This is a genomic window from Azonexus hydrophilus DSM 23864 (genome assembly GCF_000429605.1).
Classification (GTDB): domain Bacteria; phylum Pseudomonadota; class Gammaproteobacteria; order Burkholderiales; family Rhodocyclaceae; genus Azonexus; species Azonexus hydrophilus.
The window spans coordinates 351,163-376,606 of the sequence record NZ_AUCE01000012.1 but is presented as its reverse complement, the minus strand read 5'-3'; the positions used below and the strand labels follow the sequence as shown (position 1 = coordinate 376,606).

Annotated in this window: 26 protein-coding genes; 23 read left to right on the top strand and 3 right to left on the bottom strand. The window is 59.1% G+C overall.

Going from position 1 to position 25,444, the window contains the following annotated elements; genetic code table 11:
• The first annotated feature begins 9 nt into the window (after window positions 1-9).
• From fabZ to G471_RS0105885, 16 genes are all read left to right on the top strand, one after another.
• Window positions 10-480 (top strand): 3-hydroxyacyl-ACP dehydratase FabZ, encoded by a 471-nt coding sequence (gene fabZ / locus G471_RS0105960; RefSeq protein WP_028994539.1) that lies wholly within the window; start codon window positions 10-12, stop codon window positions 478-480.
• Between the two features lie 2 nt (window positions 481-482).
• The gene (locus G471_RS0105955) at window positions 483-2,087 is read left to right on the top strand and encodes a GMC family oxidoreductase (RefSeq protein ID WP_028994538.1); all 1,605 of its coding nucleotides are present in this window, start codon (window positions 483-485) and stop codon (window positions 2,085-2,087) included.
• A complete protein-coding gene (locus G471_RS16830) occupies window positions 2,084-2,569 on the top strand; it encodes a hypothetical protein (protein WP_043420931.1) in 486 nt (161 codons plus the stop codon). Before G471_RS0105955 ends, G471_RS16830 begins: the two co-directional genes overlap by 4 nt.
• Window positions 2,560-3,303, top strand: coding sequence for an SDR family NAD(P)-dependent oxidoreductase (locus G471_RS0105945; protein WP_028994537.1), 744 nt, complete (start codon window positions 2,560-2,562; stop codon window positions 3,301-3,303). The genes G471_RS16830 and G471_RS0105945 overlap by 10 nt, the downstream gene beginning before the upstream one ends.
• A gap of 14 nt (window positions 3,304-3,317) precedes the next feature.
• Window positions 3,318-4,136, top strand: coding sequence for a transketolase (locus tag G471_RS0105940; RefSeq protein ID WP_028994536.1), 819 nt, complete (start codon window positions 3,318-3,320; stop codon window positions 4,134-4,136).
• Entirely contained in the window at window positions 4,133-5,110 is a 978-nt protein-coding gene (locus G471_RS0105935) for a transketolase family protein (protein ID WP_028994535.1), read from the top strand. The genes G471_RS0105940 and G471_RS0105935 overlap by 4 nt, the downstream gene beginning before the upstream one ends.
• A gap of 56 nt (window positions 5,111-5,166) precedes the next feature.
• Window positions 5,167-9,168, top strand: coding sequence for a glycosyltransferase (locus tag G471_RS0105930; protein WP_081700120.1), 4,002 nt, complete (start codon window positions 5,167-5,169; stop codon window positions 9,166-9,168).
• Window positions 9,169-9,283: 115 nt separating this feature from the next.
• Complete coding sequence (locus G471_RS0105925; RefSeq protein WP_028994533.1) at window positions 9,284-9,964, top strand: flagellin; 681 nt, start codon at window positions 9,284-9,286, stop codon at window positions 9,962-9,964.
• A gap of 78 nt (window positions 9,965-10,042) precedes the next feature.
• Window positions 10,043-10,432, top strand: coding sequence for a flagellar protein FlaG (locus G471_RS0105920; RefSeq protein ID WP_028994532.1), 390 nt, complete (start codon window positions 10,043-10,045; stop codon window positions 10,430-10,432).
• Window positions 10,433-10,453: 21 nt separating this feature from the next.
• Window positions 10,454-11,821 carry a flagellar filament capping protein FliD gene (gene fliD / locus G471_RS0105915; RefSeq protein WP_028994531.1) on the top strand — a complete coding sequence of 456 codons (1,368 nt, stop codon included), beginning with the start codon at window positions 10,454-10,456 and terminating at the stop codon, window positions 11,819-11,821.
• 47 nt (window positions 11,822-11,868) lie between these two features.
• Window positions 11,869-12,270 (top strand): flagellar export chaperone FliS, encoded by a 402-nt coding sequence (fliS, locus tag G471_RS0105910; RefSeq protein ID WP_028994530.1) that lies wholly within the window; start codon window positions 11,869-11,871, stop codon window positions 12,268-12,270.
• 20 nt (window positions 12,271-12,290) lie between these two features.
• Window positions 12,291-12,566 (top strand): hypothetical protein, encoded by a 276-nt coding sequence (locus tag G471_RS0105905; protein ID WP_157272452.1) that lies wholly within the window; start codon window positions 12,291-12,293, stop codon window positions 12,564-12,566.
• The gene (fliK, locus tag G471_RS16825; protein WP_051295306.1) at window positions 12,563-13,672 is read left to right on the top strand and encodes a flagellar hook-length control protein FliK; all 1,110 of its coding nucleotides are present in this window, start codon (window positions 12,563-12,565) and stop codon (window positions 13,670-13,672) included. Before G471_RS0105905 ends, fliK begins: the two co-directional genes overlap by 4 nt.
• A complete protein-coding gene (locus tag G471_RS16820; RefSeq protein WP_043420927.1) occupies window positions 13,638-13,934 on the top strand; it encodes an EscU/YscU/HrcU family type III secretion system export apparatus switch protein in 297 nt (98 codons plus the stop codon). The genes fliK and G471_RS16820 overlap by 35 nt, the downstream gene beginning before the upstream one ends.
• Before the next feature lie 22 nt (window positions 13,935-13,956).
• The gene (locus G471_RS0105890; protein ID WP_028994528.1) at window positions 13,957-14,748 is read left to right on the top strand and encodes a flagellar brake protein; all 792 of its coding nucleotides are present in this window, start codon (window positions 13,957-13,959) and stop codon (window positions 14,746-14,748) included.
• Between the two features lie 66 nt (window positions 14,749-14,814).
• On the top strand, window positions 14,815-15,111 hold the full coding sequence (locus G471_RS0105885) for a hypothetical protein (RefSeq protein ID WP_028994527.1): 297 nt from the start codon (window positions 14,815-14,817) through the stop codon (window positions 15,109-15,111).
• 10 nt (window positions 15,112-15,121) lie between these two features.
• On the opposite strand, the gene fliE is transcribed toward G471_RS0105885, so the two are convergent.
• The 3 genes from fliE to G471_RS0105870 are packed head-to-tail and all read right to left on the bottom strand — an operon-like array spanning window position 15,122 to window position 18,021.
• Window positions 15,122-15,445 (bottom strand): flagellar hook-basal body complex protein FliE, encoded by a 324-nt coding sequence (gene fliE, locus G471_RS0105880; protein WP_028994526.1) that lies wholly within the window; start codon window positions 15,443-15,445, stop codon window positions 15,122-15,124.
• A 48-nt stretch (window positions 15,446-15,493) separates the two neighbouring features.
• Window positions 15,494-16,834 (bottom strand): sigma-54-dependent transcriptional regulator, encoded by a 1,341-nt coding sequence (locus tag G471_RS0105875; RefSeq protein WP_028994525.1) that lies wholly within the window; start codon window positions 16,832-16,834, stop codon window positions 15,494-15,496.
• Entirely contained in the window at window positions 16,831-18,021 is a 1,191-nt protein-coding gene (locus G471_RS0105870) for a sensor histidine kinase (RefSeq protein ID WP_051295305.1), read from the bottom strand. Before G471_RS0105870 ends, G471_RS0105875 begins: the two co-directional genes overlap by 4 nt.
• A 107-nt stretch (window positions 18,022-18,128) precedes the next feature.
• Here G471_RS0105870 and fliF point away from each other — a divergent pair, with 107 nt between their 5' ends.
• Genes fliF through G471_RS18650 form a run of 7 tightly spaced genes read left to right on the top strand, consistent with a single transcriptional unit; the run spans window position 18,129 to window position 25,349 of the window.
• Window positions 18,129-19,877 carry a flagellar basal-body MS-ring/collar protein FliF gene (gene fliF, locus G471_RS0105865; RefSeq protein ID WP_028994523.1) on the top strand — a complete coding sequence of 583 codons (1,749 nt, stop codon included), beginning with the start codon at window positions 18,129-18,131 and terminating at the stop codon, window positions 19,875-19,877.
• Entirely contained in the window at window positions 19,867-20,865 is a 999-nt protein-coding gene (fliG, locus tag G471_RS0105860; RefSeq protein ID WP_028994522.1) for a flagellar motor switch protein FliG, read from the top strand. Before fliF ends, fliG begins: the two co-directional genes overlap by 11 nt.
• Before the next feature lie 3 nt (window positions 20,866-20,868).
• Entirely contained in the window at window positions 20,869-21,576 is a 708-nt protein-coding gene (locus tag G471_RS0105855) for a flagellar assembly protein FliH (RefSeq protein WP_028994521.1), read from the top strand.
• Window positions 21,561-22,973, top strand: a complete 1,413-nt coding sequence (gene fliI, locus G471_RS0105850; RefSeq protein ID WP_028994520.1) for a flagellar protein export ATPase FliI — start codon at window positions 21,561-21,563, stop codon at window positions 22,971-22,973. The genes G471_RS0105855 and fliI overlap by 16 nt, the downstream gene beginning before the upstream one ends.
• Window positions 22,974-22,984: 11 nt before the next feature.
• Window positions 22,985-23,446, top strand: coding sequence for a flagellar export protein FliJ (fliJ, locus tag G471_RS0105845; RefSeq protein ID WP_028994519.1), 462 nt, complete (start codon window positions 22,985-22,987; stop codon window positions 23,444-23,446).
• 51 nt (window positions 23,447-23,497) lie between these two features.
• Entirely contained in the window at window positions 23,498-24,301 is an 804-nt protein-coding gene (locus G471_RS0105840) for a hypothetical protein (RefSeq protein WP_028994518.1), read from the top strand.
• On the top strand, window positions 24,288-25,349 hold the full coding sequence (locus G471_RS18650; RefSeq protein ID WP_081700119.1) for a GSCFA domain-containing protein: 1,062 nt from the start codon (window positions 24,288-24,290) through the stop codon (window positions 25,347-25,349). Before G471_RS0105840 ends, G471_RS18650 begins: the two co-directional genes overlap by 14 nt.
• Window positions 25,350-25,444: the final 95 nt, after the last annotated feature.

The following is a 25,444-nucleotide window of genomic DNA, read 5'->3' as shown; positions in this document are numbered from 1 at the left end:
AAAGCCGCCATGGAAGCCTTCAGCCTGAATTGCGTCGAACTCCTCGAATACCAGCCCAACCGCTACCCCTTCCTGATGATCGACCACGTCGAGGAAGTCATCCCCGGCGTCAGCGCCCGCGGCTACAAGAACCTGACGATGAACGAATGGTATTTCCCGGTGCATTTCCCGGGCGCCCCGAACATGCCCGGTGCCCTGCAACTGGAAGCGATGGCGCAGATGCTGACGGTGGCGATCACCACCCTGCCCGGCAACAAGGGCAAGGTCACACATGCGCTGCAGCACCTGGTCCGCTTCCGCAAGGAGGTCCTGCCGGGGCAGCAACTGGTCATCGAAGCCAAGGTGCTGTCCTGGAAGCGCGGCATCGCCAAGGGCACGGCCACCGGCTACACCAACGGGGAGATCGCCTGCGAGGCAGAAATGATGATCACCATCCCCGAAATCCTCGAACAATTCCTGCCGAAAAAGCCGCAAAACTGACGATGGCCAAAGCAGAGCCCGTAGACATCCTGATCGTCGGCGCCGGCGCCACCGGTGCCGCGGTCGCCTGGCGCCTCGGCCAGGCCGGGCTGGATGTACTGTGTCTGGAGCAGGGTGACTACATGGACCCGGCCCACTACCCAAGTACCCGCCCGGACGGGGAGCTGGCCAGCCAGCAGGAATTCCACGTCAGCCCCAACGTCCGCCGCCGGGAAGCCGATTACCCGATCAACGACAGCGATTCACCGATCGCCATCGCCAATTTCAATGCCGTGGGCGGCAGCACGATCCTCTTTTCCGGCCACTTTCCGCGCTTTCACCCTTCTGACTTCCGCGTCCGCAGCCTGGACGGCGTCGCCGATGACTGGCCCATCGACTATCAGCAACTCGCCCCGTACTTCGCCTTGAACGACCGCATGATGGGGGTTTCCGGTCTCGGCGGCGATCCCGCCTACCCGCCGATCGACGGCCTGCTGCCGCCGGTGCCGATGGGCCGACTCGGCGAATGCCTGGGACGCGGTTTCAACCGGCTCGGCTGGCACTGGTGGCCCGCCTACGCAGCCATTGCCACGCGTCCACACCGCGGCCGCCCGCCCTGCATCAATCTCGGCCCGTGCAACACCGGCTGCGCTCAAGGCGCCAAGGCCAGCACCGACGTCAGCTACTGGCCGGAAGCCAGGCAGTCCGGCGTCCGCCTGCAGACCCGCGCCCGCGTCAGCCGGATCACGCTCGATGCACAGGGGAAAGCCAGCGGCGTCCTCTATTTCGACGCTGACGGCAACGAATGGCAGCAGCCGGCACGACTCGTCGTCCTCGCCTGCAATGGCGTCGGTACCCCGCGCCTGCTGCTCAATTCCGCCTGCCCGACCTTTCCCGACGGACTGGCCAACCGCTCCGGACTGGTCGGCAGGAACCTGATGCTGCATCCGCTGGGTTACGTGGAAGGCCTGTTCGACGACGCCCTGGACAGCCAGCTCGGCCCTCAGGGCTGCTCGATCTACAGCCACCAGTTCTACGAAACCGACACCTCCCGGGGATTCGTACGCGGCTACACGATGCAGTTACTGCGCGGCCCAGGACTGCTGGAAACCGCAACGACCGGCTTCCTGCGGCGAGAAATACCGCCAGGCACAGGATTTCACGCGGCGCTACGCGAACGCTTCGGCCATCTCGCTGGCATGGGCATCATCGTCGAAGACCTGCCTGACCCGGACAACCGCGTCACGCTGGACGCCGAACTCACCGACAGCAACGGCATCCCGGCGCCGAAAATCCATTACACGCTGAGCGAGAACAGCCGGCACATGCTCGCCCACGGGCTCGAGCGCGGCAAGGAGGTCATGCGTGCCGCTGGCGCCCGGCGCACCGCGGCATTCGGTCCGGTCCGCCACACCGGCTGGCACCTGATGGGCACCACGCGCATGGGTAACGACCCGGCCCGCGCCGTGGTCGACGCCCGGGGGCGCTGCCACGACATCGACAATTTGTATATTGTCGATAGCAGCGTTTTTGTAACATCTGGCGGCGTTAATCCAGTCTCGACGATGCAGGCAATCGCCCTGTATATCGCTGATGGCATCATCGCCAGAAAGCGCTCCGCCCCATGAGCAGCGTTCTGGAAACCGGCGACCGCACGCTTTCCGTCCTCCTCGGCGACCTGCTGCCACCCGACGTCGGCATTGCCGCCATGAATACCGACCAACTTGTCGCCTTTGCAGCACAACACGCCCGTACATCGCAACTCGAGGCCCTGCAGAAAATCATCACCGGAGAATGTACGGACGCATCCTTCGCCGCTCTCGACGCGCCGGCACGCGAAGCGGTGCTAGCCCGGGTCCGTCGCAAACATCTGAAGGCCTTCGCCGACTTCTTCTTGCTCGCTCTCCAGTGCTACTGTCTGGATCCTGGCGTTCGCCAGGCTTTCGGTGACATTCCAGGCGCACCTTTCCCGGCGGGACGGGACGTAGCTGATGGCAATCTGGAACTGCTGGAAATCGTTTACGAACGCGGCCCGATTTTCCGGGTTCCCCCGCCGTATCCGGCAAGTGAGACCCGTCTGACATTCGAGGATCCCCCACCATGCTCCTGAAAGACAAACTTGCCATCATCACCGGCTGCAACCGCGGCATCGGACTGGCCACGCTGAATGCTTTTGTCGCCCAGGGCGCCAGCATCATCGCTTGCGTCCGAGCCGAGACCGCCGATTTCGCGCAGCATTGCGCCCAATTGGCGGCAACGCATGGCGTCGCCATCGAGATCGTTTCTTTCGACCTGACCTCGACCGACGCAACCAAGGAAGCCGTGGCCAGCATCGTCGGCATGCGACGTCAGATCGACATCCTGGTCAACAATGCGGGAGCGGCCAGCGGCGCACTGTTCCAGATGACCACCCAGAGAGACCTGCGCCAGATATTCGAGATCAACTTCTTTGCCCAATTGCAGTTCACTCAATCGATTTCACGACTGATGGCGCGCCAGCGCTCGGGCAGCATCATCAACCTGGCTTCGGTCGCCGGGCTGATCGGCGAACCCGGGATGACCGCCTATGGGGCGAGCAAAGCCGCATTGATCCAGGCCACCCGGACCATGGCCAGCGAACTCGGCGCCTCGGGTATCCGGGTCAATGCCATCGCCCCCAGCATCACCCACACCGACATGTACGACCAGATGGACCCGCTCGCCCGCAACCGCCTGATCGAGGCGTCAGCACTGAAACGCGCTGCGGAGCCCGACGAAATCGCCAACGTCGCCCTCTTTCTGGCCAGCGATCTTTCCAGTTACATTACCGGGCAGGTCATTCGTGTCGATGGCGGCATTCTTTGAAGAGAGCTTGGGCGATGAATTTTGACGAATTGGAAAACATGGCCCGCTTCATGCGGCGAAATATCCTTGAGGCGAGTCTCGCTTGCAATCTCAGTGCGCATCTTGGCGGCGGACTGTCAATTGTCGAAATCACCGCCACCCTATATGGGAGAGTACTCCGTTTCGACCCCAAGAATCCCTCGTGGGCGGACCGTGATCGATTCATCCTGAGCAAAGGTCACGGCGTTCTCGGCTTCTACAGCGCGCTGCTCGCGGCCGGCATGATTTCCGAAGAAACATTCAAGACCTTCCAGCACAATGGCAGCGACCTGATTGCCCACCCGGTCATGAATCCCGCATTGGGCATCGAGTCTTCCAACGGAAGTTTGGGGCACGGTCTTTCAATGGCCATCGGCCTGGCACTGGCCGCCAGAAGAAAACATCAGAATCACAAGATATACGTACTGCTCGGGGACGGCGAATGCAACGAAGGCTCCGTCTGGGAAAGCATCATGTCGGCCGCACAGTTCAAACTCGACAACCTGATCGCCATCATCGACTACAACCAGCTTCAGAGCGACGGCGACAGCAGGAAAATCATGGATCTGGGGGGGCTTTCCGAAAAATTGGGAAGTTTCGGCTGGGACGCCTGCGACGTCGATGGCCATTGCATCCCGGAACTATTCTCGGCCATGACTCGCCCGCCCCGCCCGGGGTGTCCGCGGGTGCTCGTCGCCCACACGGTCAAGGGTAAAGGAATCTCCTTTATGGAGAACAATAATGACTGGCACCACAATCGCCTGACGCAGGCAAATTTTGAGCGTGCAATCGCCGAAGTGGGAGAAATTCAATGATGGAAATCACCCCGGCCAACGCCAGACTGTGGTCGCGTCTGGGCAGCCGCGGCATGTTCGGCCAGGCCATCCTAGCCCTTGCGGGTTCGGACCCGAAGCTTATGGTTTTATCGGCCGACCTGGGCAACTCGTCAGGCTTGGAGCGCTTCAGGAACAGTTATCCGGAACAATTCCTGAATGTCGGCATCGCCGAACAGAACATGATCGGTATCGCGGGCGGATTGGCCAAAGAAGGCTTCACGGTATTCGCGACATCTTTTGCCCCATTCATTTCCATGCGGGCAGCAGAGCAAATCCGCATGAATCTCGGATACATGGAACTCAATGTCAAGGCCGTCGCCATCGGCAGCGGGCTGGCCATGGGACTGCTAGGCAACTCGCACTATGGATTGGAAGACGCCGCAATCATGCGTGCGATTCCCAATCTGACGGTTGTCTGCCCGGCGGACTGCGGCGAAATCGCTAAAACCGTTTTCGCCGCAGCCAGCCATCATGGCCCGATGTACATCCGCCTGACGGGCAGCGTCAACACTCCGGTCGTTTACCAGGCTGACTATCCATTCGAGATCGGCAAGGCCATCACCCTCCGCGAGGGGAAGGACATCGCGCTGATTGCTACCGGCTCGATGGTCCATGCAGCATTGGAAACTGCGATACGTCTTGAGGCGAAGGGTATTTCATGCAGCGTGGTCAATATGCACACTTTGAAACCCCTCGACACCGGCGTGCTCGAGCATCTCTGTACAACAACAAAACTTATGGTAACGCTTGAAGAGCATAGCCGCATCGGCGGACTGGGCAGTGCCGTTGCCGAGCATCTCGCTGGATTCGGGCAACATCCGCCATTGGAAATCATTGGACTGGCTGACAAGTTCGACAAGGCCGGCGAATATCCCTACCTTCTCGACATGCACGGCCTGACGCCCGAGAGACTTACCGAAACGGTCTTCACGCGCTATCAACGAATCGCGTAGCCGTAATATTCGCCACGACCAGCCTCCACCATCCCACCCGGCCACCAATACCCAAAATGCAAAAAACCAACGCACCTCGGTCCATCCTGTTAAGTGATGCACCGATTGATATTCCCGGGCATGCACGGCATGGAACAAGCTTTCCTGATGACAACTTTCACGGCATGCTGCCCTACGACAATGCCTCGATCAGCGAAATCATCATTCCGGAAACCTCAGGGGGATTCGAAGGGCCGCAGACCCAGAAGATCTTTCGGGAATGTCGGAGAATACTGAAGCCGGGTGGAAAAATTCGCCTGTGCATCAACACCCCGCCAGGCATAGCGCTACGTAACCTGCAGAACGAGTTGGCGGACTATGCCGCCTTTTGTGGCCTCATGCCGCCGCAAGCATTCACGGCGAGCTGTCGAGCGGACCAGAAAACCCTGGAAAAGCTTGGAAACCCGGGATTGATTCTCGAAATCCTCAAGCCTATTCCCGAGACGAACAAGAATCCTCTGGTCTCTTTGCTCATCCCTGCCTTCCGCAGCGATTTCTTCAAAATCTGCATCGATTCGTGCCTCAGGCAAACCTATTCGAACATCGAAATCATCGTTCTCGACGATAGCCCCAACGACAGGATCGGCGAGCTCACCCGGGAATTTCAGGCCTTGGACCCACGGATCAGTTATATCCGCAACCGTCCAGCGCTGGGAGAGGCGGAAAATCTCATGAAGGGCATTCGGCTTGCCAGCGGCGAGTTGATCAAGCCCGTATGCGATGACGACGAACTGTCGGATGATGCCGTCGAACAACTGCTGAATGCCCTGAACAAAGCCCCGGGCGCAACGCTCGCCACCGGACAGCGGCAACCAATCGATGCATCAGGCTCGTCCTTGTCCCCTGACCTTCTGGGCAAACCGCTGAGTACCAGCTCAGGACAATTCGATGGCCGCATGGTCATTGAAAAAATTCTCTCCACCCGCATCAATTATCTTGGCGAACCCACCGCCATGATGTTCCGGAAAAGTGATGCCCTGGCTGTCAGGGAAAAGAACATCATGACCCTGCATGGCTTTCCGTGCGTCGGCCTCGGTGACGTCTGCACTGCCATGCACCTGCTATCCAAGGGGGACTTGGCCTATGTTGCTCACCCTGTATGCAAATTCCGGATGCATCAGGGGCAAACCCAAAAGCAGGGCGACACCCGAAAGGAATACGTCAACACGTGGAAGCACCTGCAACTCAAAGCCGCCGAATTCGGGTTTACGCCACCGGCTAGAGAATCAGCGCTTGCTGGCACCCCGTTCGAGCAGGCTTATCAACAATGGCAAAGACTGCGCGCCTTGTCTGAGAAAGACATCAAACGGCTCGCAAACGAGATCGCCGAACTTGACGAAGAAGGACGGCGTTTTCAGATATTCATTCGGGTTCCCGATGGTCACGAGACGCTTCTTGCGGAAACCCTCGACAGCCTAAATCGGCAACATCTCGGTACCTGGCAACTGGACATCCTGACGCAGATTCCGGCACCAGATGGACTGGAGGAAATTCCCTGCATTGCCTGGCACACCCTGCCCAGCCTGGATGAAGCAAAACCTGTCATGGATGCCGTGGTCAAGATCAACCAGCCAGACTGGGTCCTGGAACTCCCCGCGGGTGCACGCCTGGACCCCTTGTACCTCTGGCGAATATCCGTCGAAGCAGGTAAGTCAGCGGGGATTTGCTGCTTCTTTGTCGACGACGATTGTTTCGATACAGGAGAGCAGACCTTCGCTCCCCGTTTCAAACCAGGTGTCAATCCTGCAGCAATGGAGTCAGCCGATCTGGCGGGACCAGTCTGCATGACACGCCAGAACTGGAATGCCATCGGCGGGGCCTCTCCACATTCCGCCAGCCCCTGGTTTCACCAGATACTGCGTACGGCTCGCAGTTCGGGTTGGCAAAGCATCGGACACATCCCGGACGTACTCATTTCCTACCCTATGGAATTTCCGAGTGATCCGAAAACCTGCGTGATATCCGTTCTCGAATACGTCGATCATGAAAAGACGGGAACGGAAATTGTCCCCGCGACCGGGAAAAGCTGGAATATTCGCTACCGTCTGAACACACTCCCGAACCTTACGCTAGCCGTTCTGTCCAGAGGACGTCTTGAGTTGCTTCAACGCTGTCTGCAAGGCCTGACGAAGGAAACTCGCTATCCGCGGGAAAAACTGCAACTCCGTCTGGTTCTGGCTCAGGATGTCCGTGATGCGGACCTCGAGGACTGGCTGGAGACCTTCGTCCGTAGCAACGATTCGCACTTGGAGGTCATCAGGCCCAGCCCTGGCAGTCTCGCCAGCCTGTGCAACGCTGCCAGCCAATCCGCAACAGGAGAATTTATCGTCTTCCTGGACGAAGAAGCCTGTGTCATTGATCCTGAATGGCTGGAAATACTGGTCAGCACATGCGCCCAAAGCGGCGTTGGAGGAGCTACTCCGTGCATCGTCCGACCAGACGCCCGCTCCATTCATCATGCCGGACTGGTACTCGGCATCACGGCAGGCGACATCACCCCAGAGTCTGGACCACAGGCTGGCACCCGCCTCCCGATCAACAAGATCCTTAACGGCATCGCTGCCCCTCTGTACGAAAAAAGTGCGACGCAAGAAAGTGCCGGATATCTGAGCAGCATCAAAGCCGCGCGCGACGTCAGCGCACTATCGACGATCTGCATGCTGATCAGGCTTGATGGGCTCCGCGCGGCCGGAGGTTTCGATGACGAAAACCTTGGCGACTATTTTGCCGACATCGACCTCGCCCTCAAGTTACGAGACAGTGGACTGAGACTGATCTATCAACCATTGTCATCGATTGGCTTCGGTGATGTCAGCGACATTGCCCCCGCACTGGACCCGCTCGCCGAAGCCGGAAAGGCCTACACAAGACTAAAAGCCCGGGAATACTTCTACCAACGCTGGTGGCCCCGGGCTGCAGTCGATCCGCTGTGGAGCCCGAACCTCTCCCTCTCGTCGTCCAAGCCCGCACCAACACCGCATGCCGCCATCTGGGACCGGATGCCGCTCGATCTGCCCCGAATTCTGGCGCATCCCCTACAAGCGGGCCAAGGCGCAATTCGCCTCGGCATACCGGTTCAGGCAGTGCACGACCGGGGACTGGCACAAGCCTCCATTCACGTGCAAAGACAGGGTGAGCCAAATATACCGCCAGCAGACTTGCTGCGAATGAAGCCCGATGTCCTCATCGTGCATCAGTATGTCAACAATACTCGACTGGCTGAACTGAACGCCTGGCATAGACTTCCTGCCAGACCCTTCATGGTCTATGCCATGGACGATCTGCTGACGCAGCTTGATGAGACCAACCCGATGAAGATCAACATCCCGCCCGACAGCCGCACGCGTCTCAAATACGCACTGGAACACTGCGACCGCTTAGTCGTTTCAACGGACTATCTGGCCGACTCCTACCGCAACCTGATCGCCGACATCCGCGTTTTTCCCAACCTGATTCCCGGTGAAACCTGGCTATCTCTGCCAAAACTGAAAAGAACTTCCGTCCGCCCGCGCATCGGTTGGGCAGGCGGCACGACGCATCAGGGCGACCTGGTGCTACTCAAGGAAGTCATAGAAGCAACCCGCAAAGAAGCTGACTGGATTTTTTTCGGCATGTGCCCGGAAGATATCAAACCTCTGCTTGCCGAGTACCACCCCTTGGTCAAACTTTCCGAATACCCTGCATATCTTGCCGGGCTGAATCTCGACATTGCCGTCGCGCCTCTGGCCGAAACGCCATTCAACCGAGGCAAGAGCAATTTGCGCCTGCTGGAATACGGTATTCTCGGCCTCCCGGTGGTGTGCACCGACATCGACCCTTACCGGAACAGTCCCGCCTGCTGTGTTCCCAACAACGCCAAGGCCTGGATAGCGGCACTACGTGAGCGTATTCATGATGCCGACGCCCGCGAGGTCGAAGGCAAACGCATGCATCACTGGGTCAGCGCCAATTTCCTGCTCGAATACAATCTCCCGGAATGGCTGGCTACCCACTTGCCGATTTCGGAAAAAAAACACTAAAGTAAATCCCGGCATGGCCGTTAATGAAACTGTCAGCGAATCAATCGCCGCAAGAATGAGGCAATAAGGGCATATGCCCTGAGGCCCCAAGGTACAATCAACCAGGAGATGCAAAATGACCCAGATCAACACCAACGCTTACTCGCTCAACGCGCAACGCAACCTGGCCAAGAATTCCCTTGGCCTCTCCTCGGCGATTGAGCGCCTCTCTTCCGGCCTCCGCGTCAACTCCGCCAAGGACGACGCCTCGGGTCTGGCCGTCGGCATGACCAAGGAATCCCAGTCGCGCGTCACGGCAGTGGATATCCGGACCGCACAGGATGCGATCTCTGCTGCACAGATCGGCGATGGTGCCTTGGCGGTGGTCGGCGATATCGTCACCCGAATCATCGAACTGAACGCGATGGTTGCAGCTGCGGGTTCCACCTCCGGTCAATTCACTGCCGAACTGGATGCACTTGTCTCTACCGCCGGTGATATCCAAACCGACGCAGCTGCCGCCGGTGGTGTCTTCACCTCGGTTGCCGTCACCTCAGCCGCAGACCAGGCGACGCTCGACTCCGTAGCCTCTGCCCGTGCTTCGGCCGGTGCTGAAATGAACAATCAGGAATACGTCATTCAGGCACTGCGCGTCAGCTACGAAAACCAGCAAGCCGCCCGCAGCCGCATCATGGATGCCGACTTCGCCGAAGAAACCTCGCGTCTGTCGCGCTTCCAGGTGCTCCAGCAGGCTGGTACGGCCATGGTTGCCCAGGCCAACGCCATCCCGCAGAACGTGCTGTCGCTGCTGCGCTAACCGCTAGCTTCAGCGGTTTTCCGAAAAGGTGCGGTGGCTGCAAACAGCCTCCGCACCTTTGTTCGTTAGGAGTAGAAAATGAACATAGAATCTGCAGCTTCCGTTGGCGCGGTTTCCAAGCCCATGCCTGGCGAAGCAGGCCAACAGTCTGCGCGCCCCGCGCTGAAATCGGAAGCCCCGGCATCCGGCGCCCAGCAGGCCAACACCCCTTCGACCGCCAAACGCGAACAGGAAAATGCACCGTCGCGCCAGAGTGTTGAGGACGCCGTTGATCGCTTGGCAAAATTCGTGGCGCCAAACCAGGCCGACATCAATTTTTCGGTTGATGAATCATCCGGTATCCGCGTAGTCAAAATCATTGACCGCAATTCCAATGAAGTCATCCGGCAGATGCCGTCCGAAGAAGCGGTTGCCCTGGCTCAGGCGCTGGATAAACTGCAAGGTCTACTGATCCGGGACAAGGCTTAACCTAAGCAGGAGGGTGTCATCATGGCAAGCGTCAGTTCACTGGGTATCGGCACAGGCGTCGATCTGCAAAACATGCTCACCAAGATTCTTGCGGCTGAGCGTGCACCAATTTCTCGCATCGATGCCCAAATTTCGTCTGCCAAAAGCAAGATTTCGGTTTACGGCACCCTTAATTCCAAGCTGGACAGCTTCAAGAGCGCGGCCGAAACCTGGCAGTTTCCATCGCGACTGTCTGCCATGGGCGCAAGCTCCAGCGAAACTTCGGTACTGAATGCATCCGCAAGTTTCATGGCCGCCGTTGGTTCCTACACGATGGAAGTCACGCAACTAGCCAGCCCGCAAAAAAGCTATTCCGACGCCTATGCTGCCGGTACCACATTTGGTGCAGGCAGCATCGAGATCCGCATCGACGGAGGATCCCCGATCAGCGTCCCCGTTGATGCCGGCTCAACGCTGTCGCAAGTCAGCGCGCAGATCAACAGCGCCAAAGCGGGCATCACGGCAACAGTCGTAACCTCGGGCGACGGTAGCCAGCGCATGATCCTCACCGGCGACAAGCCGGGAGCAGAGAACAGTTTCACCCTGACATCCTCCGCCGCCCCGTCCTCCGGGCAGGCACTAGAAGTCGCAACATTGACCGATTCAGAAATTGCCATCGCAAACGCCGCGGATGGTCTGATGCGCAGTTCGGCCAAGGATGCCAAGATGAAGATCGATGGCATCGAGGTTACCTCAAGCACGAACACATTCTCCAGCGCCATTCAAGGGCTGACACTCACCGCAGCCAAGCTTGGCACTTCGAACATCACTGTCAACACTGACACGGCCAAGATCACTACGGCAGTCCAAGCCTTCGTTGATGGTTACAACGAGGTCGCCAAGGTCATCAAATCCAACAGCAGCTACGATGAGGCCACTAAAACAGCCAAGGCCCTGAACGGCGACAGTTCGGCGCGCTCCGTGCTTTCCGTTCTCGGTTCGGTACGCACCAGTGTTCCCAGCGAGTTATCCAGCGCCAACCTGAAAGCACTTCATGAAATAGGCATCAGCATCCAGCAATCCGGCGAACTCAAGCTCGATACAGCCAAGCTGGAGAAGGCAATCAAAGATACACCAAATGACGTGACAAACCTGCTTCAGGCTTATGGCAAGGAATACGCAACCGCCATCACCAACCTGCAGAGTAGCAATGGCACGATAGGCTTCAGGGTAAAAAGCCTTAACGAATCCGTCTCACGTTTCAACGCCAGCAAGGAAAGCATGGAGGCACGCATTGCCCTTGTAGAGAAACGTTACCGTGCTCAATTCACGGCGCTCGACAAATATGTGAACTCCATGCAGACTACGAGCGGTTACTTGGGGCAACAACTCGCCATGTTTACCAAGTGACTAGTCGTTGACCTGCCTGAGTTTTTCACCTTTTTGATTGCACCAGCATGTTTTCAAGCCCCATTGCTGCTTACAAGCAGATTGATCTTGAGTCAGAAGTCCATGGCGCTGACCCGCATCGGCTGATCATCCTCTTGTTCGATGGTGCAGAAAGCGCCATGCACCAAGCACTGGCTTGTATTGAAGCCAATGATATTCCCGGCCGTTCCAATGCCTTGATGAAAGCCATCGACATCATCCTCAGCGGCCTCTCGGCCAGCCTGAACGTCGAGGAAGGAGGGGAACTGGCGCAAAATCTCAAGGCACTGTATGACTACATGGTCACTCGCCTGATTCACGCCAACGTTCACCAGGACCCGAACGCCATTCGCGAAGTGCAAAAGCTGCTCAGTGAAATTTCGGGCGCCTGGCGCGAGATGGGTGAAAACCTCCGTAAAGGCGGCGCTTGACCAACAACGGGGGATCAGCTGTGCCCACAGACGCCCTCTCCGCGCTGGACGAGCAACTGGATACCTTGATGAGCATGCTCAACAACGGGGAATGGGAAAGCTTGCCGGACCTGGAGCCTGCCTTGCTTGGCGCACTGAACGCCGCAAACGGTCCCTTGCCATCGGGAAGCATCACGCGCCAGCGGCTCGAAGCCATGCAAGACAAGCTGACGCGCGCGATCGAAGCCTGCATGACGCGCAAGGAGCAGATTGCCCCGCTGGTTAATGCACTGAGCAAACCGAAAATCCAGCCATGATTCCGCCGGATGTCGCCAGCGCCCTGCGCCCCACCCTGGCCGATTCGAGTAGCACGCAACAATCCCAGCAGACCCAGCCGGTTTCTCCCACGCAACGGATTGCCGATGTCCTCAGCAATCTCGTTCCCGGCCAGCGCATATTTGCCGAAATTCAGGCGCTGTTGCCCAATGGCAGTTATCGAGCTCTGGTCGCCCAGCGTGACGTTACGCTGGCACTGCCCTTTGCCGCAAAGCCCGGGGATAGCCTGGAACTCGAGGTCGCAGAGTCCGATGGCAAGCTGACACTGGCTTTTGTCGCCAACCGATCGGACGCCCAGGCCAAGACGGCTGATCCTTCCGTTGCCACCTACCTGAGCCGGGCCGGCAAACTGATTGGCGACCTGATGCAAGGCATCGACGGCGAAGGCAAGCGGGCGCCGGCCGCCCCTCTGAACGGCAACCAGGCGCTGGTATCGACCATGCCAAAGGATGGCGCAGCACTCGCCCCCCTGTTAAAGCAGGCACTGAGTCAAAGTGGCGTTTTTTACGAAGCCCACCAAGCACGCTGGATCAGCGGCAAGTTGCCCGCCGAACAGTTGCAGATGGAGCCTCAGGGTAAACTCTCTCCGGCAATCAATTCAGGACAGCCCACGGCAACCACAAGCAATCCGGCATCAACCGCCAACCCGCGTACCGAATCGGCTGCGGGACAGACCGCGCTCACCGGTGGCGTCCCCCGGGAAATCGCCCCCATCGTCCAGCAGCAACTCGACGGACTGGCCAACCAGAGCTTTGCCTGGCAGGGACAGGTCTGGCCGGGCCAGAAGATGTGGTGGGAAATTGGTGAAAACCCGGAAGATCGTCAGTTAACCGGCGAAGAAGCCAGTGCCCGCTGGCATACCCGCCTGAAGCTGCAATTGCCCCTGCTGGGCGATATCGATGCTCGCCTGCATCTGCAGCCAGGTGGCGAGCTCGGCATCCGCATCCTGTCCACCTCGAGCGATGGCGAATCCCGCCTGCGCGATTCGCTGCCTACACTGCAGAAGCAACTTGAAGCGGCCGGCCTGACGGTACGCCAACTCCTCGTCGACCATGGCACAGATCAATCCGAACGACCCAGTACGTGAGGCCATTGCCCTAGCCTACCGGCAAACCGACGCAGCGCCCCGCGTCGTTGCCAAGGGCAAGGGGCTGGTTGCCGAGGAAATCATCGCCAAGGCCAAGGAACACGGCGTATTCGTTCATGAATCGCCAGAGCTTGTCGCCTTGCTAACCCAAGTGGATATTGACGAACACATCCCCCCACAGTTATACATGGCGGTAGCCGAGTTGCTGGCTTGGCTGTATCGTGTTGAACAGGGGGAAACCCTGGAACCGCCGACAGTGTGATCAATTGGATAGCCTCGGGCAAATGATGTCAGTCTCTGAAGAAACCTCCGTTCCAGTTTTCGAAATCGACCAACCGGAAAATTACGGTCAGTACATTCTCGGCAACCCGCTGGAAATCTTGCGCCACCTGCGCACGCTCCAGGAACAACGCCACTTCATCACACTCTACCTAGACGCCGGCCAGCGCTTTTTCCTGACCACCATCCTGGCTATCGACGAAGACGGGCAACGCCTGGTGCTTGACCCACCCGGCCAGGCAACACTCCTGCAGCCAGCACTGGACGCCACCCAGAGTACGACGATGACGCTGGTCGACCGGGTCAAGATACAGTGGCGTCAGGCCCCACTACAACTGACGCAACACGAAGGCCGACCGGCACTGGCGGCGCCACTACCGACACGGATTCTGCGTCTGCAGCGCCGGGAGTTTTTCCGTATCGAGACGCCCAAGCTGTCGCCTCTGCATTGTAAATTCGCACGGATCCACTCTGACGGACGTGCCGAAGCCTTCGACTTTCCCTTGTTTGACATCAGCGGGGGCGGCATGTGCCTGACCGGACCGATCAGTCACGCAGACAAGTTCTCCCTCGGCGAACTATTTGCCGACTGTCGCCTGGACATTCCCGGAGAGAGTGTGTTGTCGGTCAACATCCGCATCCGCGAGATCTCGCGCATCGAGACAGCAAGCAACGAACAGCTATTGCGCCTGGGATGCGAGTTCATCAACCTACCGGGTACGCGACAGACCTTGATCGAACGCTACATCACCCGCCTTGAACGGGAGCGCAAGTTGCGCCACCAGGCGCTTGCCTGACGTCCTTGGCAAGTACGCCAGCGCTGACTAGAATGCGCCCCTTCCGTCGAACAAGTTCCCCAAGGCATGCAACCCAGCAGCATTCAGTACCAACACTTCTGGATTGAACTCGTTCTCGGCATCACGATGATCATCGTGCTTGCCATCAATCCACTGGAGAAAGCCCTGATCGCCACAGTCGTATTGGGCATCGGCATCCTCGCCAGCCGGACCATTCACAAGGGCCGCGTAGCGGCGGCAAAGCTTGCCGAAAAGCGTCGAGCACAGAAGGAAGCCTACGAGCGAGCCGAAGAGGCGCGCCGTCAGAAACAGGAAGCTTTCTTGCGCGCGCAGCGCGAAGCCGCAGAGAAATATCTCGCCTGAACAGGCCCGGTCAGACCTGCATGTTCATCATGTCCTGGTAAGCGGTAACCAGTTTGTTACGCACCTGGACCATTTCCTGGAAGGAAACGCTGGCGGTCTGCAACGCAATCATCACTTCGTGCAGATTTTGCGTCGTGTCGCCGGCGACCATTTTCTCGGCCATCTGATTGGCGGACTTCTGCGTATCGTTGACCTTGTCGATGGAGTTTTTCAGGACTTCGGAGAAATCGGCAACGCCCGCCACCCCTGCAGAAGAATCTGCCGGCTTGCCGGATGCCTGCGCTGCGGTGGACCGCAGCACGCTCAACATTTGTTCGATACCCTTGGTGTCCATGATTCCCATCCTCCAACTGCGGAATACAAAGCAATAAACGGACCAGGATCAATCCCGGTAATGCCCTTCTTCCCGATACTGCTGAAGCTTGTAACGCAAGGTTCGCTCGGAGATCCCCAGGCGCTCGATCGCCAGCTTGCGTGAACCACCGACTTCGGCCAGGGTCTGCAGGATGTGCTCGCGCTCCAAGTCCTTGATGTTCATATTATCCCCCCTTTTTTCGTCGACGGTCACGGCGATTGAGGCAGGAGCCACCACCTGACCAAGCAGGTTCAGGTGCTCGGGTTCGATGCGCTGGCCTGGCGCCATGATCAGCGCGCGCTGGACAACGTTTTCCAGTTCGCGCACATTGCCCGGCCAGCCATACGATGTAAGTGCTTGCTCTGCCACTTGAGACAGCTGCATGCCGGTTCGCCCAAAACGAGCACCGTGCTCAGCGATGAAATAACGGGCGATCGGCAGGATGTCCAGCGGACGCTGACGCAGTGCCGGAATGGCGACGGGGAAGACATTCAAACGGTAATAAAGGTCCTCACGGAAAACACCGCGGGCAACGGCTTCCGCCATATCCCGGTTGGAGGTGGCGACGATGCGGATATCGAGCTCGACCGGTTTCTTGCCGCCGACCCGTTCGACTTCCCGCTCCTGCAGCACACGCAGCAGCTTGGCTTGCAGCCCCATGGGCATTTCGGTCACTTCGTCCAGCAACAGGGTGCCATGCTGGGCCTGCTCGAACTTGCCGGCCTGCGCCTGCTGCGCACCGGTAAATGCCCCCTTTTCATAACCAAACAGCGTCGCTTCAAGCAGACTATCGGGAATGGCCGCGCAGTTGATGGCAACGAATGGGCCGTCACAACGGGCCGAATTGCGATGAATGAAGCGAGCGACCACTTCCTTGCCCACCCCGGATTCACCGGTCAGCAACACGGTCGCATCGGTCTGCGCCACACGCTTGGCCATGGCAAACATGTCGCGGCTGGCCGTATCTTCGGCAACCACGCCGGCATCGTCACGGTGCGTCGCCAGCTCGTACTTGTTGATGTAACCCAGCAGGGCTTGCGGTTCGAAAGGCTTGAGCAGGAAATCACAGGCGCCGGAACGCATGGCGTCGACCGCCTTGTCCACCTCGGCATAAGCCGTCATCAGCACCACCGGCAGGTAGGGCAGGCGGGCACGGATTTCCTTGAGCAGGGTGATGCCGTCCATCGGCATCATGCGCACATCGCTGACGACGATGGAAAACGCCTGGTTCTCAAGCGCCCGCAAGGCGGCCTCGCCGCCATCGACGGCCACATAAGGCCGACCGGCCAGTTCCAGCGTATCGCCGATGGCTTCGCGCAGACTGGGATCGTCCTCGACGACAAGAATCGGCAAACTGTTTTCGCTCATTGATCGACTTCCGTTGTAGCCACCCCGGCCGGCAGCGTCATGACAAACTCGGCCCCATCGACGACCGACGGAGAAATTTCTATCGTACCGCCGTGCGCCCGGGCAACGCCCAGCGCGATCGCCAGCCCCAGCCCGGTCCCCTGGCCCTTGGTCGTGTAAAACGGTTCGAAGATACGGTCGCGCTTTTCCGGGGGAATGCCCGGCCCGGTATCGCGCACCGAAAAGCGCAGGCTTTCGCCGGAAAAATTGCCGCCCAGGCAAATTTTGCCGGCAGCCGGCGTCGCCTGCAGGGCATTCTCGAGCAGATTCACCAGGGCGCCAAACAAAGCCTTCCGGCTGCCGACCAGGCGCCCATCCAGGCAATCATCAAGGACGACGAAATCGACGCCCTGTTCGCGCATCAACGGCTCCATGGTCTGGGCTGCCTCGGCGAGCAATTCGCTGGCAACGATCACGTCGGCACCGATGCTCTCGCCTCGGGCGAATAACAGTACATCTTGAATCAAACGCTCCAGGCGACGAAGTTGCCCGGTTGCCTTGTCGGAAAACCGGGCACGCGCTTCCTCGCTCATGCCGGGCTGTCCGAGATTGGAAGCATAGAGCAGCGCCGCTGCCAGTGGCGTTCGCAATTGATGTGCCAGCGACGCCGCCATTTCGCCCATCGCCGCCAGCCGCTGGCTGCGTTCCAGCTCTTCCTTCATCCGCTGCGCGGTGCTGATGTCGTGCAGCAGCAGAATTTTTCCGTCACCGGACGGCAATGCACTTTCCGCGATGGACAGGCGACTCTCGCCGAGCATCCACTCACCGATGGTCAGGGTCGGTTCCAGGCAGCGATTGACGACATCGCCCCAGTGCGCCCCGAGCACCTGTTCACCGAACATCTCGATGGCCGCCGGATTGACTGCCGCCACCCGCGCCGAAGCATCGAGCAGCACCACGCCCGCCGGCAAAGCATCGAGCAGCGAAGAGAGACGCTCGGACAAGGCTTCCTTCTCTCGGTACTGACGACGCAATTCGCCGTTGGCCACCGCCAGCTCCTCGGTCAGCGAGGCCACCTTGCCCTGCAGGGTTTCGTAAGCCTGCGTCAACTCGGCAGAAACCTGGTTGAACATGGCGAAAGCGCGCTGCAATTCGGCCGCTTTGTCGGCTGGCGCGGCGTCGCTGGAGGCTGGCTGAGGGTTTGTCATTAAAAACTTAAGGTGCATTCGGCGCCGGTAATAGTAGAATATTTCTAGGAAAATTTGGCTTCCCGATTGATTCTTCTTCTGTTTCCCATAACCCGACCTGGCATTTGATGGCAGCTAGCACTGAAACCACAGCAGGAAATACCCCGGCGGAAAACCCGACGGATCGCCTGCGCGAGGCTTTCAACCGCCTGAATGACCAGCAGAAGATCGGTCTGGCCGTTGCCATCGCTGCCATCATCGCGGTCATCGTCGGCACCATCCTGTGGAGCCAGCAGCCCGACTTCAAGGTCCTGTTCTCCAACCTGAACGAGAAGGACGGCGGCAGCATCGTTGCTGCGCTGGAACAACAGAACATTCCACACCGCATGTCGAGCTCTGGCGCCATCATGGTGCCCAGCGAGCGGGTGCACGAAGTCCGCCTAAAGCTGGCTTCGCAAGGCTTGCCGCGCGGCGGCAATGTCGGTTTCGAGCTGATGGAGAACCAGAAGTTCGGCATCAGCCAGTTTGCCGAACAGGTGAATTATCAGCGGGGTCTGGAGGGTGAGTTGGCGCGGACCATCATGTCGATCGGTTCGGTGGAGGCGGCTCGGGTGCATCTGGCCATTCCCAAGCCTTCGGTGTTCGTTCGCGAAGAGCAGAAACCGACTGCCTCCGTCATGCTCAACCTCTACCCCGGCCGCACGCTCGACGGCGCCCAGGTCGCCGGCATCACCCACCTGATCTCGTCCAGCGTGCCACAACTGCAGTCGAGCAATGTCAGCATCCTCGACCAGAATGGAACGCTGCTGTCCACGCTGAAGAATCGCCTGACGGAAGCCGGCCTCGATGCAACGCAGCTGAAGTATGTGCGCGAAGTCGAAAACAGCATCGTCGGCCGTATCGAACAGATCCTCAAGCCGGTGCTCGGCGAGGACAATTTCCGCGTGCAGATTGCCGCCGACATCGATTTCTCGCAAAGCGAGCAGACGGCCGAAACCTTCCGCCCCAATTCGACCCCAGACGCGAGTGTGATCCGCAGTCAGCAGAACAACGAAACTGCCAGTGTCAATGAAGCCGTCGGCGGCGTCCCCGGCGCATTGACCAACCAGCCACCGGTACCGGCAACCGCCCCGCTGACCGCCCCGGCTGTCGGTGGCACCCCGGGCCAGCCTGACGCTCAGGGAAACATCCCCGGGCGCATCGACGCCGCAGGCATTACCGCCCCCCTCAACGCCGCCGGTCAACCGATCAACACCAGCAAGAACTCGACGATCAATTACGAAGTCGATCGCACCATCCGTCACACCAAGCAGGGAATGGGCGCCGTCCGGCGCCTGACGGCCGCCGTGGTGGTCAATCACCGCAAGGGCGTAGACGCGAAGAGCGGCCAGGAGGTCAGCCGTCCGCTGCCGGAAGCGGAAATGAAACAGATCAACGACCTGGTCCGCGAGGCCATGGGCTTCAGCCAGGAGCGTGGCGACTCGATCTCGGTCGCCAACGCGCCGTTCGCCAGCGTCGAGAAAACCGATCTGTCGATGCCGATCTGGAAGGATCCGGACAACATCGATTACGCCAAGGAACTGATCAAGTACCTGCTGATCATCGGCGTTATCGCTTTCCTGTATTTCAAGGTCATCCAGCCTTCGCTGAAAACCATGTTCCCGGCGCCCTCGACCGGCGACGACCCGACCACGGCGGACGGCGTCGCCGGTGCCATCGGCCATGTTGCGGTCATCGGCGAGGACGGAGAACCCGAGGACATCGTGCAGATCGACCACTATGCCGCCAAGGTGCAAAAGGCGCGTGACCTCGCGCAAGCCGACGCCAAGGCGGTCGCAAACATCATCAAGGACTGGATAGGTGCCAATGCCGGGTGACGACGGACTGGAAAAGAGCGCGACGCTGTTGATCGCGCTGGGTGAAGACCACGCGGCCGAAGTGCTCAAGCACCTCGGGCCTCGCGAGGTCCAGAAGCTCGGGCATGCGATGGCCGCGCTGAAGACTGTGCCGCGGGCGACTGTCGAAACCGTGCTCGACGAATTCCACAAGAACATGGAAGAGCACGCGGCGGTGCACGTCGACACCGACAACTACATCCGCTCGGTGCTGACCAAGGCACTCGGTGACGACAAGGCATCGAACCTCATCTCGCGCATCCTCCAGGGTGGCGAAACTTCGGGGATCGAAGGGCTGAAATGGATGGATGCCCAGACCGTTGCCGACCTGATCAAGAACGAGCACCCGCAGATCATCGCCACCATTCTGGTTCACCTCGAACACGATCACTCCAGTGAAATCCTCAACCATTTCACCGAACGCTTGCGCAACGACGTGGTCCTGCGTATCGCCACGCTGGAAGGTATCCAGCCGGCTGCGCTGCGCGAACTGAACGAGGCCATGCTACGCATCCTGTCCGGCTCGACCAGCATCAAACATACCGCCATGGGCGGGGTGCGGACGGTCGCGGAAATCCTCAACTTCATCGGCACCGCCAACGAAACCTCGGTGGTCGACGCGATCCGCGAATACGACCCGGATCTGGCGCAGAAGATTCTCGACGAGATGTTCGTGTTCGAAAACCTGCTGGACATCGACGACCGCTCGATCCAGATGATCATGCGCGAAGTCCAGTCCGACTCGCTGGTCCTGGCGCTGAAGGGTGCTTCGCCGGAATTGCGCGAGAAGATTTTCAAGAACATGTCGCAGCGGGCAGCGGAAATGCTGCGCGAAGACCTGGAGTCCAAGGGACCGGTCCGCCTCTCCGAAGTCGAAGCCGAGCAGAAGGAAATCCTCAAGATCGTCCGCCGCCTGGCCGACGAAGGACAGATCGTGCTCGGCGGCGCTGGCGGCGAACAGATGGTCTAACCCATGGCAGGCGTCATCCCGAAAGAACAACTGGCCGCTTACCAGCGCTGGCAGGCGAACGCCTTCGATGCGCCGAACGAGGTCGTCGAGGCGCCGGCAGAGCCCCCGCTTGAAGCGGCCGAGGTCGTGGAAGAGGAACAGGGAGAAGCTGTCGCCGGACCACTCAACCTGCCGACTGCCGACGAGATAGAGCAGATTCACGAACAGGCCCGCCAGGAGGGTTATCAGGCGGGCTACGAGGAAGGCCTGCAAGCCGCCGCCGCAGCCATGCAGACTGCCCGCGACGAGGAAATCGCCCGGCTGCGCGCCCTGATCGAAAATTTCCAGCAGTCCCTGGGCGAACTCGACCAGGCCGTCGGCGAACAAACACTGGACCTCGCCCTCGAAGTTGCCTCACTGGTCCTCGGCAGCACGCTGGCAATCCGCCGCGACCTGTTGCTTCCCATCGTTCGCGAAGCCCTGCAGGCCTTGCCGCTGCATCACGGCAACCTGGCCCTGCATGCCAACCCGGAGGATCTCGAAGCCCTGCGGGCCGGCCTTGTCGAACTCGGCCCACCGGGCAGCATCAACCTGGTTCCCGACAGCACCCTGAGTCCTGGCGGATGCCTGCTCAAGGCCGGTCACAGCGAGATCGATGCAACGCTGGAAACACGCTGGAAACGCGTCCTTGAAGCCATCGGCGTCGAGCCCGAAAAATGGCTGATCCGCTGACCCCGCCCGACCATCGCCAACGCTGGCAGGAGTTCATCGACGGTTGCCGGCAGAGCGCCGGCAACGCCCAGGCAATCTGGCCGAGCGGCCGACTGACCCGGATCAACGGCCTGGTCATGGAAGCCTCGGGACTCAAACTACCACTGGGCAGTACCTGCCGCATCCACCCCACCATGGGCGCCCCCATCGAAGCCGAAGTCGTCGGTTTTGCCGGCGAAAAACTTTTCCTGATGCCTTCCGACGAGGTTTTCGGTCTGGCCCCCGGTGCCCGTGTCGTTCCCTTCGATGCCCCCAGCCCACCACCACAGGTCGATCAGCCCGGCCACCTCAAACGGCGCGCCATCGACCGCGCCAAACAGGTACCGGTTGGCGACGAACTGCTTGGCCGGGTGCTCGATGGTGTCGGCCGGCCGCTCGACACCAAGGGCCTGCTCCGTGCCAGCCAGGCCCGGCCGCTGCAAAGCCGGCCGATCAATCCGATGAGCCGCGCTGCCATCGAACGCCCGCTCGACGTCGGCATCCGCGCGATCAACGCCCTGCTGACGGTCGGTCGCGGACAGCGCATGGGCCTCTTTGCCGGCTCCGGCGTCGGCAAGTCGGTCCTGCTCGGGATGATGGCCCGCTACACCGAAGCGGAAGTGATCGTAGTCGGACTGATCGGCGAACGCGGCCGTGAGGTCAAGGAGTTCATCGAACACATTCTCGGCGAGGAAGGCATGCGCCGGGCTGTCGTCGTCGCCGCCCCGGCCGATACCGGCCCACTGATGCGTCTGCAGGGTGCGGCCTACGCCACGACCATCGCCGAGTACTTCCGCGACCAGGGCAAGCACGTCCTGCTGATCATGGATTCGCTGACCCGCTACGCCATGGCCCAACGGGAGATTGCCCTGGCTATCGGCGAACCGCCGGCCACCCGCGGTTATCCGCCATCCGTCTTCGCCCGTCTGCCGCAACTGGTGGAACGCGCCGGCAACGGCGTCGAAGGCGGCGGCTCGATCACCGCCTTCTACACCGTACTGGCCGAAGGCGACGACCAGCAGGACCCGATTGCCGATTCGGCACGTGCCATTCTCGACGGTCACATCGTGCTCACCCGGACGCTTGCCGACGCCGGCCACTATCCGGCCATCGACATCGAGCAGTCGATCAGCCGGGCCATGGTCAATCTGATCGACGACAACCAACTCGACCACATCCGCCGCTTCAAGGTCCTGTTCTCCCGCTACCAGCGCTCCCGCGACCTGATCGCCGTCGGCGCCTACGCGCCCGGCTCGGACCCGGTACTCGATCAGTCGATCGCCATGTACCCGCGCATGGAAGCCTTCCTGCAGCAGAAACTGAGCGAAAAATCGGACTTCCTCTCCAGCGTCGGCCAGTTGTCTGGGCTGTTCAGCTGACGCGTTAAACCATGGCATCAAATTTTTCCCTGCAACCGCTGCTGGAACTGATGCGGAACCGTACGGACGAAGCCACACGCAATCTGGGCAAGCTCATTTCCGCCGAGCAGAACGCCAGAAGCCGGCTGGAAATGCTTGAGCAATACCGCGCCGAATATGCCGACAAATTGCGGGACGCCACAACCCAGGGACTGACCCGGCAAGTCCTGGCCAATTACCAGGACTTCCTCGGCCGGATTGACGAGGCCATCGGCCAGCAACGCGATATCGTCCGCCAGAGCGAGGCCGGCACCCGCCGTGGCCAGGAACACTGGAAACAGCAGAATACCCGACTCCAGGCCATCGGTACGCTGGCAACCCGCCACGAAGCCCGGGAAAAGCAAAAGGAGAACAAGCAGGAGCAGAAATTGCTCGACGAACTCACCAACCGCAAGTTCGCCACTCTGCCCAAAAAAACCCATGATGAATCATGACTGAGCTTTCCCGAAGCAGAAAACCGACGCCATTCCTTATCAATAAAAAACATGAATACCGATAGAAAATACTGGCTGGTGGGCAACTCTCAATTGATCACCAGCATAATCCCGGCCTACTGCTCTGCCGAGGAGCTTGAACAATGCAGCGATGACTGGAGCAACGCACGCGTTACCCAAGGCCGTCTGTCGGCTGAAGGCACCACATTTCAGTACCTGGCATGCAACATGGGCGTCCTCGGAGATCCGGCGTTCGAAGAAGACAAAATCACCTACTCCGATAATCTGAAGCACTTCATCAATGCGACCGACGCCGATGCCGAAGCCATCTTCATCATGCTTCGCGGCAACGAATTCGCCATACAGTCCTTGGCAGACACGAACCCGCGCTGGGATTTTTCCTATGAATCCCAACTTGCCGTACCTGGGCGCCAGTTCATACGCCAGAAAGACATTTTCACGCACTTCTGGCGTGTCACCACGCCCTTGCTGGCCACCTGCCTGCTCTATCGGTACGCATTCCCGAAAGCCAGGGTTTTCCATGTTGCAGCGCCTCCTCCGATCGAATCGGAAGAACATATTCTGAACAACCCGGAAATTTTCGGCACTATCCTGAAAACGTATGGCATTCGCCCCTTCGCGCTAAGGCAAAAGATTTACGCGGCAATGTACGAGCCACTAGCGAAGGAAATGAACGTACATGGCATCAAGACGCTCTTCTCTCCCGATGAATGCCTGACCCAATCGGGTGGCCTGCTCAAGGAATATGCACACGGATGCCTGCACGGAAACAAGAAATTCGGGGAAGCACTGATGAAAATTTTTCTGAAGGAGCTAGAAAGTGCACCCCTATAAGGAACTACCTGAGGATCGTTTCTGGAAAACCGCAGTTGCAGGAAGGATCTGGTCCGAGGTTGACTTCAAACCGACCACCCGATTCAAGCTTAGCCCCCAGGAAAAGATAGCGACAGCGGGAAGCTGCTTTGCCCAGCACATTGCGGGCAACCTCGGCGCATTCGGTTTGAATCACTTCATTACCGAACCCGCCCCCCGCATACTGTCTCAGGAACGCGCCTCACAGTTGCAATACGGGGTATTCTCCGCGCGATACGGCAATATCTATACGGCGCGCCAACTTAGACAGTTAATTGAGTTTGCCTTCGGTCTGCGGCAAGGCAGCACCATTTGCGAAGAAGCAGGGGATGGCTGGATCGACTTACTGCGTCCAGGCGTGCAAGCCGAAGGTTTTCCAAGTCAGCACGACCTAGTATGCGACAGGCTATTTCATCTTGAATGCGTTAAACGCATATTCCTTGAGAGCGACTGCTTCATTTTCACCTTGGGACTCACGGAATTCTGGTACGACAGAGGTACGAATCTCGCCTTTCCGACTTGCCCCGGTGTTAGAGGTGGGACATTCAACCCGGAACACCACTTGTTTGCTAATGCGAGCGTATCTGAAGTCGTAAGGGACTTACGCTGGTGCATCGATTTTGTTGCCACACAGAACCCAAAACTAAAATGGATACTGACCGTATCTCCCGTAGCACTCTCCGCTACCGGAACAACACAACATGTCCTCGTTGCCAGTTCGGCCTCTAAGGCAATATTGCGCGCGGCAGCAGAGGAAATATATCTTGCTTACTCTTGCTGTGAATATTTTCCGAGTTATGAAATCACTTTGGCCCCCCCCTCATTCGGGCAATTTCTCGACTCGGATCTGAGAAGCATATCCTCGCGCGGAGTTATGCTCGCCATGCGCTTGTTTCATAGAGTTTTTTTACCATCAACCACCCACTTTCCTACATTGACAGAAACTTCCCCTCATCTGGAAGAGCAAGTCGCACGTGCAGTAGAGGCCGAATGCGACGAATTTTTCAATGATCCAGGTGCAGCCAAATAAACTTGGCAAGTATTCACATGCCCTTCTGACGACGACCTAAAAAACCCGGCACGCTGTTTGCTTTTAGTGGGCAGGCACTTTTGATCTGGAACTCA

Coding starts and splice junctions, on each gene's coding strand:
- fabZ (WP_028994539.1), top strand. CDS start 10: ATGGAAGCCTTCAGCCTGAATTGCGTCGAACTCCTCGAATACCAGCCC.
- G471_RS0105955 (WP_028994538.1), top strand. CDS start 483: ATGGCCAAAGCAGAGCCCGTAGACATCCTGATCGTCGGCGCCGGCGCC.
- G471_RS16830 (WP_043420931.1), top strand. CDS start 2,084: ATGAGCAGCGTTCTGGAAACCGGCGACCGCACGCTTTCCGTCCTCCTC.
- G471_RS0105945 (WP_028994537.1), top strand. CDS start 2,560: ATGCTCCTGAAAGACAAACTTGCCATCATCACCGGCTGCAACCGCGGC.
- G471_RS0105940 (WP_028994536.1), top strand. CDS start 3,318: ATGAATTTTGACGAATTGGAAAACATGGCCCGCTTCATGCGGCGAAAT.
- G471_RS0105935 (WP_028994535.1), top strand. CDS start 4,133: ATGATGGAAATCACCCCGGCCAACGCCAGACTGTGGTCGCGTCTGGGC.
- G471_RS0105930 (WP_081700120.1), top strand. CDS start 5,167: ATGCAAAAAACCAACGCACCTCGGTCCATCCTGTTAAGTGATGCACCG.
- G471_RS0105925 (WP_028994533.1), top strand. CDS start 9,284: ATGACCCAGATCAACACCAACGCTTACTCGCTCAACGCGCAACGCAAC.
- G471_RS0105920 (WP_028994532.1), top strand. CDS start 10,043: ATGAACATAGAATCTGCAGCTTCCGTTGGCGCGGTTTCCAAGCCCATG.
- fliD (WP_028994531.1), top strand. CDS start 10,454: ATGGCAAGCGTCAGTTCACTGGGTATCGGCACAGGCGTCGATCTGCAA.
- fliS (WP_028994530.1), top strand. CDS start 11,869: ATGTTTTCAAGCCCCATTGCTGCTTACAAGCAGATTGATCTTGAGTCA.
- fliK (WP_051295306.1), top strand. CDS start 12,563: ATGATTCCGCCGGATGTCGCCAGCGCCCTGCGCCCCACCCTGGCCGAT.
- G471_RS16820 (WP_043420927.1), top strand. CDS start 13,638: ATGGCACAGATCAATCCGAACGACCCAGTACGTGAGGCCATTGCCCTA.
- G471_RS0105890 (WP_028994528.1), top strand. CDS start 13,957: ATGATGTCAGTCTCTGAAGAAACCTCCGTTCCAGTTTTCGAAATCGAC.
- G471_RS0105885 (WP_028994527.1), top strand. CDS start 14,815: ATGCAACCCAGCAGCATTCAGTACCAACACTTCTGGATTGAACTCGTT.
- fliE (WP_028994526.1), bottom strand. CDS start 15,445: ATGGACACCAAGGGTATCGAACAAATGTTGAGCGTGCTGCGGTCCACC.
- G471_RS0105875 (WP_028994525.1), bottom strand. CDS start 16,834: ATGAGCGAAAACAGTTTGCCGATTCTTGTCGTCGAGGACGATCCCAGT.
- G471_RS0105870 (WP_051295305.1), bottom strand. CDS start 18,021: ATGACAAACCCTCAGCCAGCCTCCAGCGACGCCGCGCCAGCCGACAAA.
- fliF (WP_028994523.1), top strand. CDS start 18,129: ATGGCAGCTAGCACTGAAACCACAGCAGGAAATACCCCGGCGGAAAAC.
- fliG (WP_028994522.1), top strand. CDS start 19,867: ATGCCGGGTGACGACGGACTGGAAAAGAGCGCGACGCTGTTGATCGCG.
- G471_RS0105855 (WP_028994521.1), top strand. CDS start 20,869: ATGGCAGGCGTCATCCCGAAAGAACAACTGGCCGCTTACCAGCGCTGG.
- fliI (WP_028994520.1), top strand. CDS start 21,561: ATGGCTGATCCGCTGACCCCGCCCGACCATCGCCAACGCTGGCAGGAG.
- fliJ (WP_028994519.1), top strand. CDS start 22,985: ATGGCATCAAATTTTTCCCTGCAACCGCTGCTGGAACTGATGCGGAAC.
- G471_RS0105840 (WP_028994518.1), top strand. CDS start 23,498: ATGAATACCGATAGAAAATACTGGCTGGTGGGCAACTCTCAATTGATC.